Source organism: Herbaspirillum hiltneri N3 (assembly GCF_001267925.1).
Taxonomy (GTDB): domain Bacteria; phylum Pseudomonadota; class Gammaproteobacteria; order Burkholderiales; family Burkholderiaceae_D; genus Herbaspirillum; species Herbaspirillum hiltneri.
The window spans coordinates 2196179-2207538 of record NZ_CP011409.1 but is presented as its reverse complement, the minus strand read 5'-3'; the positions used below and the strand labels follow the sequence as shown (position 1 = coordinate 2207538).

Below are 11360 nucleotides of genomic sequence, written 5' to 3'. Positions count from 1 at the left end.
GCAGTAGCTGTCCGGATCAGAACTGTTCCCAATCGTCATCGGAAGCCGGCGGAAGCTTGGGTGCGGTCCGGGCGATCACAGGCTTGGCCGGTGCCGCGTTGGTGCTTGCAGCAGCAGCGGGAAGCGCGGCGGCAGGAGCGCTTCCCGCTGCTGCTGCCGCGACTTTAACGGCAGCACGCGGCGTCAAGGCGACCGGTGCATGTTGCCGTCCCGCCGCCACGGCGCCGGCGTCGATCCGGAAAATACTCACCGCCTCGGCCAGCGTCACCGCCTGCGTCTGCAGCGACTGCGCCGCTGCGGCGGCCTCTTCCACCAGCGCTGCATTCTGCTGCGTCACTTCATCCATCTGCGCAATCGCATTGTTGACCTGGGCGATGCCGTCGCTCTGCTCACGGCTGGCCGAGCTGATCTCGCTGACGATATCGGTCACACGGCGCACGCTGTCGACCACTTCGCCCATGGTCATGCCGGCGTGCTCGACCAGGCGGCTGCCCGACTCGACCTTGTCCACCGAATCGGTGATCAGTCCCTTGATCTCTTTGGCCGCCGCCGCCGAGCGTTGCGCCAGGCTGCGCACTTCCGACGCCACCACGGCAAAACCGCGGCCCTGCTCGCCGGCGCGCGCGGCTTCCACTGCCGCGTTCAAAGCCAGGATATTGGTCTGGAACGCGATGCCGTCGATCACGCTGATGATGTCGACGATCTTCTTGGAAGAGTCGTTGATCGCGTTCATGGTATCGACCACCTGCGCCACCACCTCGCCGCCCTTGACTGCCGTCTGGGACGCCGAATGCGCCAGCTGGTTGGCCTGCTGGGCGTTCTCGGCATTCTGCTTGACGGTGCCGGTCAGTTGCTCCATCGACGCAGCGGTCTCTTCCAGCGAGCTGGCCTGGGTCTCGGTGCGCGACGACAGATCGAGATTGCCGGAAGCGATTTCCTGCGCTCCGGTATTGATGATGTCGGTGCTGGTGCGCACGCGCGAGACAGTACTGAGCAAGGCCTGCTGCATGCTGCGGATCGAGGCGAACAGACGGCCGATTTCATTGCGGCCCGGTTCGCTGATCTTCATCGTCAGGTCGCCACCGGCCACCTGGTCGAGCAAGCTCACGGCGCGGTTGAGCGGCCTCAGCACGATGCTGCGCAACAGAAAATGCACTGCCAGCACAAGTATCAAGGCGCCGATCAGGCCAACCGTTACCAGCCAGACCACCATGTTGTATTCACGGCTGCGCTGGTCGACGATGTCTTCGGAGACGTCCTTGGTCAACTTCTGGAACTTGTCCAGCTGCGTGGAAAAGTTCGCGCCCCGGGACGTGATGTCGCGGCCGTTGATTTCGACATAGGAACTGGTGTCGTTGGCGCGCAAGGCCTCGGCGGCCTTGTTGAGTACATCGGAGAGCTGCTTGCCGGCGCTGACCAGATCCGCCTTGAGCTTGTCGTCCTGGCCCTTGAACGGCGCCGCCTTGTCAAACTCATCGATCAGCTTGAGCGTACGATCGTAACTGGCCTGCGCGCTCTTCAAGGCGGAATTCTTGACCTCCTGGTCGTTCTGCTCCTTCAACGCGCTGTACGCGCGCGTCAGGGCGGCGCGGGTGCGCGTCGTGTCCTTGTAGGCGTCATTGATGGTCAGCGCGCGCGAAGCCACGTCATGCACCATCACGGTGGAGTCGTTGGCGCGGCCCAGCGCGAACACGCCCACTGCGGCGCCGAACACGATCATGGCGGCAAACAGCGCCAGCGCGCTCATCAGACTAAAACGAACGGTGATGTTCCGCATTTCTACTCCCAGTATCGGTATTTTAATTTTCGATGCACGTGGACGTGCCCTGCGCAATCTTAAAGCAAGGGAAAATACCCGATGCGATTTTCTGTACGGTTTTTGAGCGACATCAAATGCCGCATTATCGAATCGACAACTCCGGCGCTTCAATGCAAAATCCCCCGCACGCCATAGCCTGCGGGGGATTTTCTCAAACTGAATAGCGCCGCATCAGGGAAACGCGACTATCTCCACCCAGTTCGGATTCTTGCCCAGCTCGTAGTGTTGCAAAGGCGTCAGCGCACCGGTTTTCCGGTTGATGGCGTAGCTGGTCAGCCCGTTCGATTTTTGTCCGACCGCGAGCAGGTATTTGCCTTGCGGATCGATGTTAAATCCGCGCGGCTGAGTCTCGGTAGCGACGTTGCCGATGGCGGTCAGCTTGCCGGTTTTGGCATTAACCCGATAAGCCGCCAAGGTGCTCGACGTGCGCTCCGATGCGTAGAGGAAGCGTCCGTCCGGCGTCAGGTGGATATCGGCGGCGGCCGGCGCATCGCCCTTGAAGCCCGGCGGCACGGCCGAGACGACGCTCTTTAAAGTGAGCGTACCCTGAGCGGCGTCATAGGCGTACGTGTTGACTGTGCCGTCGAGCTCGTTGGTGGAAAACACATAGCGCAGGTTCGGATGGAACACAAAGTGGCGCGGACCGGCGCCGGCCTTGGTCGCGACCGACGGCGGCGTATTCGGCGTGATCTTGCCGGTAGTGGCGTCGAACTTGAATTGCAGGATCACGTCGCTACCCAGATTGGATGCGAACAGGAAACGGTTGTGCGGATCGGTGGCAACCGCGTGGGCGTTCTTGCCGGTGTTGATGACCTCGACGCCCTCTTGCTGCACCAGACCGGTTGCAGAAATCGGATTGATGGAAATCTTGTGGCCGGTGTAGGACGCCGCCAGCAGGAAGCGGCCGCTCTTGTCGGTAGCCAGATTGGCCATGTTGTCGGCCAGCGGAACCGTCGCCAGCGCTTTCAGTTTGCCGCTCTGCTGATCGATCGCGAAAGTCGTCACCGAATACGGCTGCGAGCGCAGCGACGCGTACAGGCGATGGTGATCGGGACTGAACGCCAGCGGCATCACCGTGCCGCCGGTCGGCACCTGCTCGACCGGCGTCAGGCTGCCGTCCTTGTTCAGTTGCAAGACCGAGATGTCCTTGCTGTCGGCGTTGGACACGTACACCATTGTCGCCGCGTTGGCGCCGATACTTGCCGCACAGCCAAGCACTGCCGCGCCGGCCATCAGTGCATACTTTCCGAATTCCATGCTTCCTCCCGTTGATAAAAAATGCTCCCGCTATCGATGACGCGGGAGCTTGTAGTTTTGTGTTTTCCTGTACTGAATCAGGTGATCGGCGCCGGGTTGAACAGCGTCAGCGCGTTATGCAATTTCCACTTCTCGGCCCAGGTCTGCTTGCGGCCGCTGGCCACATCCAGCATCAGCTGGAACAGCTCCCAGCCGACGTCGGCAATGGTTGCCTCACCGCTGGCGATGCGGCCGGCATTGACGTCCATCAGGTCATGCCAGCGCCGTGCCAGATCGTTGCGCGTGGCGACCTTGATCACCGGCACCGCAGCCAGGCCGTATGGCGTACCGCGGCCGGTGGTGAAGATATGCAGGTTCATGCCGGCGGCCAGCTGCAAGGTGCCGCAGACGAAATCGCTGGCCGGTGTGGCGGCGTAGATCAGACCCTTCTGTTTGAGCTTGTCGCCCGGCGCCAGCACGCCGGAAATCGGCGCGCTGCCCGACTTGACGATGGAGCCCATGGCCTTTTCGACGATGTTGGCGAGGCCGCCCTTCTTGTTGCCCGGCGTGGTGTTGGCGCTGCGGTCGACGCCGCCTTTTTGCAGGTAACTGTCGTACCAGTCCATCTCGCGGATCATGGCCTGCGCGACTTCTTCGTTGATCGCGCGCGAAGTCAGCTGATCGATGCCGTCGCGCACTTCAGTGACTTCCGAGAACATCACGGCGGCGCCCGCACGCACCAGCAGATCGGTGGCAAAGCCGACCGCCGGGTTGGCGGTCACGCCCGAGAAGGCGTCGCTACCGCCGCACTGCACGCCGACCACCAGATCCGACGCCGGGCAAGTCACGCGACGGCGCTTGTCGAGTTCCTGCAGGCGCAATTCGGCCATCTTCAAAATGGAGTCGATCATCGAGTTGAAGCCGACGTGTTCCGAATCCTGCAGGCAGACCACGTAAGCCTCGCCCTCCTTGTGGATCGGGATGATGCTTTCCGGCAGCAGGCGATTGGGTTGCAGCTTTTCGCAACCGAGGCTGACCACCATCGCCTGGCCGCCGAAGTTGGGGTTCAGGCTGATGTTGCGCAATGTGCGGATAGGGATGTCGGCGTTGGGCGCATCGATGGCGACGCCGCAGCCGTAGGTGTGTTCCAGCGCCACCACGTCTTCGACATTGGGATACTTCGGCAGCAGCTCCTCACGGATGCGCTTGACCGCATGCTCGACCACGCCGGCCACGCATTGCACGGTGGTGGTGATCGCCAGCAGGTTGCGCGTGCCGACCGAACCGTCGGCGTTGCGATAGCCTTCGAAGGTATAGCCTTCCAGCGGCACCGAGGCCAGCTCGGGCGCCTTGCGCGTGGCGATCGGCAGGTTGTCGAGTTCGCGCGCCGGCGGCAAGGTCACCACCGATTCTTCGATCCAGCTGCCTTTGGCGATATCGCGCGCGGCATAGCCGATGGCGACGTCGTAGCGGATGATCGCTTCGCCCTGGGCAATATCGCGCAAGGCGATCTTGTGGCCTTGCGGCACCTGGCTGACCAGCGTCAGGCCATCCGGAAAAACCGTGCCGGCCGGCAGGCCGCGGTCGTTGACGACGATGGCGACGTTGTCGTTCTCGTGCATCAGGATGTAGCGAGGAATATTGGTGTTGCTGGCTTGAGTGGTTGTTTCGGCGCTCATGGCGATTCCATTGACAACGTGCTGCTGGTTAACGACATCGCCGGGACACGCAGGTCCCGGCAACTACACATGTTTATTGCGACGTCAGAGCGGCTTGAGCTCGACGCGCTTGATTTCCTTGACGATCACCAGGTAGCTGATCACCGTCACCAGCGCATTGGCGCCGACGAAGATCAGGGCGCCGCTGAACGAGCCGGTTTCCTTCAGGATATAGCCGATCACGATCGGCGTGGTGATGCCGGCGATATTGCCGAAGGTGTTGAACAGGCCGCCCGACAGGCCGACGATTTCCTTCGGTGCGGTATCGGCCACCACGGCCCAGCCCAGCGCGCCGACGCCCTTGCCGAAGAAGGCCACGGCCATGATGCCCACCACCATCCACTGCGCATCGACGTAGTTGCACAGGATCATCGTGGTCGACAGCAGCATGCCGCCGACGATAGGGATTTTGCGCGACATGGTGACGCTGTTGCCGCGCTTGATCAGGCGATCCGAAATCAGTCCGCCGACCACGCCGCCGATGAAGCCGCATACCGCCGGGATCGATGCCACGAAGCCCGCCTTCAAAATCGACATGCCGCGCTCCTGCACCAGGTACACCGGGAACCAGGTCAGGAAGAAATAGGTGATCGTGTTGATGCAGTACTGGCCGATGTACACACCCAGCAGCATGCGATTGCTCAGCAGCTGTTTGATGTAGCCCCACTTGGCCTTGCCGGCGTCAGTCCCGGCGGCCGCTTTCGGCTTGGCCTGGTCCATGTCGACCAGCCCGCCGCCCTGCTCGATGTGCTGCAGCTCGGCATGGTTGATCATCGGATGATCCTTGGGGCTATGGATGATCCGGATCCAGATGAAGGTCAGCAGGATGCCGAATGCGCCCATCACCGTGAACACATGGTGCCAGCCGTAGACGTGCGTGATCCAACCCATCAATGGCGTAAACAGCACCGCCGCGAAATATTGCGCCGAGTTGAAAATCGCGGATGCCGTGCCGCGTTCCGCCGTCGGAAACCACGACGCGACGATGCGCCCGTTAGCCGGGAACGACGGCGCTTCCGCCAAGCCGACCATGAAGCGCAGCAGGAACAGCAGCACTACCGCAGCGGCCGTGCCGAACCAGGTGACGCCGCCTTGCAGCAGCGTGAAGAAGGACCACAGGAAAATGCTCAGCGCATAAATTTTCTTGGAGCCGAAACGATCCAGCAACCAGCCGCCCGGCAATTGCGCCAATACGTAGGCCCAGCTGAACGCCGAGAAGATATAACCCATCATCACCGGATCGAGACCCAGTTCGGCCTTCATCGACGTGCCGGCAATCGACAGCGTGGCGCGGTCGGCGTAGTTGACCGTCGTCACGATGAACAGCATGAACAGGATCAGATAGCGAACATGGCTTGGCTTGATGTTTTCCTTGGCGCTTGCGCTGATGGCTGCGCCGACTTGATTGACACTCACTGATTGTCTCCTGACCGGAACTGCGCCGGCCCGGGAGGAAACGCCAAATAACGAACCGGAATGCAGCGAAGCGCGGCGTTCAGCTCATGTTTGGCGTTGTCCGACGAAGCGGCAGCGACAGTATCTATTATTGAAAGGCTGCATGACAACTTTGTCATCAGTCATCATACAACACAGATCGCAGTATAAACATGCCTTTTTGGTTTGGCAACGGAATTATTGCCGGCGCTCTTTGGCCCCTTGAAATCCTTTACGGCATTGGAATTTGGCAACTTCCCGAGTCGCCGACAGCGCCAAAATCCGATCTGCCCTCTTCAAACAGTCTTCCGGCCTCCGGCGCACTCCCCATCGTTAAATGAACGTAGTTGTATGACCATTCAGGGAGAAACAAACCTGCGCCCACAAAAAAGCCACCCTCGCGAAAGGATGGCCTTGGATGCCGGAAGAGATCCGGCTCGCAATCTGAGGCGCCTTATTTCGGCAGCAGCTGACCGCGGATTTCACCGCCCGGATGTGCAGCCGTATGGACGTTGACGTACAGTCCGCCGGCCAGGTAGGCGGCATATTGCTCCTCGGTGAATTTGGCGCCGGCGGGAACGGTCCAGCCGTTATCGCCGTCCTTGGTCAGGCCCACCAGCACCGGACCATTGGCGCCGGCGGCGCCGGTATGGATGTGCGCCATCTTGCCCTCGATGCCGGTGGTCGTGATCTTGCCGCTCACGCTTTTATCGGCTGCGACGCTGATGCTGCCGGCGCCGCTGGCGGTGGAGTTGTTGGCGGGGACTTCGCTGGCGCCCTTGAGGTCGACGCTGACGGTTTGTGCGATGGCGGCGGTGCTGAACAACAGGACTGCGGACAAGGCGATGGCGATACGGCTGGCTGTGACGTTGATCATGCTTAGTTCTCCTTGATGTTGTGGACTTTTTGAGGAAACCGCTCGCGCAGTGTAGAACACAAACGCGAGCGTTGCAGCGCAACGGCTCTTTCCATATCCTTCATCAACGCTGCTTCAAACCTTCTGCAACGCCGCCTTCACTCGCTCCGGCGTGAACGGCACCGTGCGCAAGCGGATGCCGACGGCGTCCCACACCGCATTGGCCAGCGCTGCCGTCACCGGCGACGCCGCCGCCTCGCCACCGCCCAGCGGCGGCATGGCGGGACGGTCGATCAGTTCGATGCGCAATTCCGGGACCGCCGGGAACGCCAGGATGGGATAGCCGGCCCAGTCGACGTTCTGCACCCGGCGCGTATCGAAACGGATCTCTTCATACAAGCTGCGCGAGATGGTTTGCAGGATGCTGCCCTCGATCTGCGCACGCAGGCCGTCGGGATTGATGATGAGTCCGCAATCATGCGCGCAGGCCACGCGCAGCACGCGGATCTCGCCGCTGGCGCGGTCGACCTCGACTTCCATCGCCATGGCGACATAGGTTTCGTTGTGCTTGTAATGCGAATAGGCGATGCCGCGTCCGCGCTTGTTGGTCTTGTTGGTCTTGTTCGCGTTGTTGGTCTGGTTGGCGACGCCTGCGGCGACGGCGCGCGATTGCCAGCCGAACAATGCCGCCGTACGTTTGAGCACTTCCGCACCGCGCGCATCCTTGAGCGATTGCAGGCGAAACGCCAGCGGATCCATGCCCGCCTGCGCCGCCAATTCGTCGGTGAAGCATTCCACCGCATAGATGTTCGCAATCTTGCCGGGCGCGCGGATGTTGGCCGGACGCAGCGGTGCGCTGTCATGCCAGTGCACGCCGACCGTGACGTTGGCCACCTCGTACGGCGGATCGCCGTTCTGTGAAATCAGGCCCGTGGAAATTCCCTTCGGCTGCGGCATGCCCGCCGTCTGCGGCGCCAGCAAGGGCACCGTCGGCAGGCTGGCGGTGGCGCGCGGCAGCCACATTTCTGTGCGCCACACCGCGATCGACTTGTCGGCGTTCAACGCGCCTTCCAGCGTCAGCGCCTGCGGCGGTCCTTTCGGATCGAAGCCGTGTTCGTCCTGGCGCGACCACTGCACTCGCACCGGCTTGCCCAGCGCCTTCGACATCAGCGCCGCATCGGCGGCGGCGTCGTCATGGCCGTTCATGCCGTAGCAGCCGGCGCCGTCGACATATACTAGGCGCACCGCTTCATTGGGCATGCCCAGCATCTGCGCGTAGGCCGGACGATAGCGATGCGTCCCCTGCGAGGCGGTATAAATGGTCGCCTGCTTCGCGCCCACGTCGGCTACCGCACACGAGGGGCCGATCGAACCGTGCGTCTGTATCGGCCAGTAATAGCTGGCGCTGATTTTTCCTGTCGCACCTTGCAAGGCGGCGGCCGCATCCCCTTTTTTGACCAGCGTTTCTTCAGCGTCGAAAGGACCGTTGCGCAACCACTGCTCGACCTTGTCGTGGCCCATCAGTTTGTCGCTGACGCTCCAGACCACTTTGAGCGCGGCGGCGGCCTGGATCGCATCCCATTCGTCGGGCGCCGCGACGGCGAGGAAATCGCCCAGCCGCACCACCTTCACACCGGGGAATTTACTGATCGACGATTGATCGACGGAGACGATATGCGCCCCTTCGGATGCAGCACGAATCACGCGCCCATGCAGCATGCCCGGCAACTTCACGTCATGGACATAGGTATGCGTGCCGGTCACCTTGGCCGGCACATCCGGGCGCAACAGCGGCTTGCCGACCACCCGGTAATGTTGCGGATTGTTCAGCGGCGCCTTGGCATCCACCTTGAGATCGAAACGCTTGCCGCCGACCAGCTCGGCGAAACTCAATCCAGCCCCGCCGGCTTTCGGCCGCACCACTCCATCCTGCACCGTCAAACCGGACGCCGGTGTCTGCAAACGCGCGGCCGCCATGGCGATCAGCGCCTCGCGCGCGGTCGCGGCGGCCTGGCGGATCTGCACGCCGCCGCGCATGACGCCGCTGCTGCCGGCGGTCGGTCCCTGGTCGGGCGTGAGCGCGGTGTCGCCCTCGATCATTTCTATCTTGTCGACGCCGATGCCGAGTTCTTCCGCCGCCATTTGCCGGATCGCGATGCGCAGCCCCTGGCCGAGATCGACCTTGCCCGAAAACAAGGTCACCGTGCCATCCTGATGGATCGCGATATAGCCATCCACGGCGCCGGCGTCGAGCGTCTTGTCCAGCAGCGCATGGGCCTGCGCGTTGCCGGCCTTGTCGCGCAATACCTGTTCCGTGGCCAGTACCGTCACCGGAGCAACCAGCGTCACCACCAGCGCGCCGCCGGCTTTGAGCAGCCGGCGCCGGCTCATTTGCATGTCGAAAGCGGCGTTCATGACGGCGTCCTCCCCGAAGCGCGCATCACCGCGCGCAGGATGCGCACGTGGGTGCCGCAGCGGCACAGGTTGGCCGCCAGCGCGTCCTTGATTTCGGCTTCGCTGGGCTTGGGGTTCGAGGCCAGCAAAGCGGCGCTGGTCATCACCATGCCGTTGGCGCAGTAGCCGCACTGCGCCGCCTGCTCGGCGATGAAGGCGGCCTGCACCGGATGCGGCTTGTCGGGCGTCCCGAGGCCTTCAATGGTGGTGATGGATTTGCCGGCCACCGCCGACAGTGGCGTGACGCAACTGCGCAGCGGCGTCTGGTCGAGCAGCACGGTGCAGGCGCCGCATTGACCCAGCCCGCAACCGAACTTGGGACCGGTCAGGCCGAAGCTGTTGCGCAATGCGTAGAGCAGGGGTTGGTCGGGATCGCGGACATCAACGGAACGGGCGGTGCCGTTGACGGTGAAAGTGACGGTAGGCATGACGCTCTCCGGGTCATTGAAGCTGGATTAAAAATCTGCGGGGATTTCCAAATCACTCGCGCTGCCATTGCAGGTAGCGCGATGGATTCTAGCACGGCGACATTCGCGGCAGAATGATTCCGGCCTGATGAAATGATGATGGTCTTGCAAGAAAAAAGGAGCCGGAAGGCTCCTTTTCGTTGCCGCACCGCAGCCGGCCTACCAGGTGCTTTTCGCCTTCTGCCATTCTTCCAGCGCCGCCCTGCCGGTGCCGCTGAAATCGGTAAAGACACCGTCCACGCCGGCATCGAAGAAGGCCTTGTACTCCGCCTTCGGATCGCCCTTGTAAGTGGCGGTCAGGCGCGCCGCTTCGTCGCGGAAGGTGAACGGATGCACGAACAGGCCGAGCCGGTGGGCGTCGGCCACCAGCGAGGTCGGCACCATGTTGGTTGCCTGGCTCAGCGCCTTGACCGGATTGCCGGCGCCATCCACGCCCTGGGCTGAGATGATGTACACCTTCCATGGACCGATGCCGTCGGCATAGGTCTTGATCTCGGCCAGCCCCTCCGGCGTCGCCATTGCCGCGAACGTGCGCGGATCGCCATGCTGCAGCCATGAATACGGTTTGGCCGTGTCGGGCGAGTTGTAGGTCAGCATGCCGTTCCGGAAGTCGATGCCGTCGCCGTCCATCAGCTGCACCGCGCGGGTCTTCAGGCCGAGGCGGCGCATCATCTTCAGGCTTTCCGGCTCGAAGGACTGCACGATGATCGGCGCGTCGAAGCTGTTCCAGCCTTCCTTGTTGATCATCTCCACCAGCTTTTCTTCCAGCGGCACGCCCAGCAGCCGCTGGAAGATCGGGTTCTTGGTTTCCGGATAGACCAGCAACTTGCTGGCGGGATTGGCCGCGCGCGTCGCCTTGGCCAGGTCGATCACTTCCTGGAATGTCGCCAACGGATATTGGCCGTCATATTGATGGCTGCGCACCGCAATCGGCTGTTTCACGCGCAGGGTCTTCAGCTCGGCTGCGGTGAAGTCGCTGATGTACCAGTCCGGCGGCACTGCCACGCCGTCGACGCTGCGGGCCTTTTTGCGCGAGGCGAATTCGGGATGATTCGCGACGTCGGTGGTGTCGCTCAGAAAGGGATTATGGCAAACGAACAGCACGCCGTCGCTGGACGACATCAGGTCCATTTCCAGCGCGTCGGTACCGGCGGCGATGGCGGCCTGGTAGCCGGCGATGATCTCTTCCGGATACAGTCCCGGCAAACCGCGGTGGCCGATGATCAGGGGTGCTTTGCCGTCCAGCGTGCGGTTGCCGGCGTATCCCTGCGGACCGGCGCAACCGGCCAGCAAGGTGACGGCAGCGATGAGGGAGATTGAAAGTGAGGCTGAAAGTGAGGCTGAAAATGCGAATGATAGGCGGTTCATGCGATCTC

8 protein-coding genes are annotated in these 11360 nt (G+C 62.4%); all 8 read right to left on the bottom strand.

Translation table 11 applies throughout. The features are described 5' to 3' along the window. Positions 1-16: 16 nt before the first annotated feature. The 8 genes from F506_RS09970 to F506_RS09935 all read right to left on the bottom strand — a co-directional run bounded on the left by F506_RS09970 (position 17) and on the right by F506_RS09935 (position 11352). Positions 17-1777, bottom strand: a complete 1761-nt coding sequence (locus tag F506_RS09970; RefSeq protein ID WP_053197065.1) for a methyl-accepting chemotaxis protein — start codon at positions 1775-1777, stop codon at positions 17-19. 213 nt (positions 1778-1990) lie between these two features. Next, the gene (locus F506_RS09965; RefSeq protein ID WP_200907725.1) at positions 1991-3076 is read right to left on the bottom strand and encodes a lactonase family protein; all 1086 of its coding nucleotides are present in this window, start codon (positions 3074-3076) and stop codon (positions 1991-1993) included. Between the two features lie 77 nt (positions 3077-3153). After that, complete coding sequence (gene garD, locus F506_RS09960) at positions 3154-4734, bottom strand: galactarate dehydratase (protein WP_053197063.1); 1581 nt, start codon at positions 4732-4734, stop codon at positions 3154-3156. 84 nt (positions 4735-4818) lie between these two features. Then, positions 4819-6102, bottom strand: coding sequence for an MFS transporter (locus F506_RS09955; protein WP_235471523.1), 1284 nt, complete (start codon positions 6100-6102; stop codon positions 4819-4821). 559 nt (positions 6103-6661) lie between these two features. Further along, positions 6662-7084: a CHRD domain-containing protein gene (locus tag F506_RS09950; RefSeq protein WP_053197062.1), complete on the bottom strand. Its 423-nt coding sequence runs from the start codon at positions 7082-7084 to the stop codon at positions 6662-6664. Positions 7085-7198: 114 nt separating this feature from the next. Next, on the bottom strand, positions 7199-9478 hold the full coding sequence (locus tag F506_RS09945) for a xanthine dehydrogenase family protein molybdopterin-binding subunit (protein WP_053197060.1): 2280 nt from the start codon (positions 9476-9478) through the stop codon (positions 7199-7201). Next, positions 9475-9945 (bottom strand): (2Fe-2S)-binding protein, encoded by a 471-nt coding sequence (locus tag F506_RS09940; protein WP_053197057.1) that lies wholly within the window; start codon positions 9943-9945, stop codon positions 9475-9477. The genes F506_RS09945 and F506_RS09940 overlap by 4 nt, the downstream gene beginning before the upstream one ends. A gap of 198 nt (positions 9946-10143) precedes the next feature. Then, a complete protein-coding gene (locus tag F506_RS09935; RefSeq protein ID WP_053197055.1) occupies positions 10144-11352 on the bottom strand; it encodes a glycerophosphodiester phosphodiesterase family protein in 1209 nt (402 codons plus the stop codon). Positions 11353-11360: the final 8 nt, after the last annotated feature.

Bases quoted from the DNA above. Each gene is read 5' to 3' on its own strand.
- F506_RS09970 (WP_053197065.1), bottom strand. From the start codon at position 1,777: ATGCGGAACATCACCGTTCGTTTTAGTCTGATGAGCGCGCTGGCGCTG.
- F506_RS09965 (WP_200907725.1), bottom strand. From the start codon at position 3,076: ATGGAATTCGGAAAGTATGCACTGATGGCCGGCGCGGCAGTGCTTGGC.
- garD (WP_053197063.1), bottom strand. From the start codon at position 4,734: ATGAGCGCCGAAACAACCACTCAAGCCAGCAACACCAATATTCCTCGC.
- F506_RS09955 (WP_235471523.1), bottom strand. From the start codon at position 6,102: ATGCTGTTCATCGTGACGACGGTCAACTACGCCGACCGCGCCACGCTG.
- F506_RS09950 (WP_053197062.1), bottom strand. From the start codon at position 7,084: ATGATCAACGTCACAGCCAGCCGTATCGCCATCGCCTTGTCCGCAGTC.
- F506_RS09945 (WP_053197060.1), bottom strand. From the start codon at position 9,478: ATGAACGCCGCTTTCGACATGCAAATGAGCCGGCGCCGGCTGCTCAAA.
- F506_RS09940 (WP_053197057.1), bottom strand. From the start codon at position 9,945: ATGCCTACCGTCACTTTCACCGTCAACGGCACCGCCCGTTCCGTTGAT.
- F506_RS09935 (WP_053197055.1), bottom strand. From the start codon at position 11,352: ATGAACCGCCTATCATTCGCATTTTCAGCCTCACTTTCAGCCTCACTT.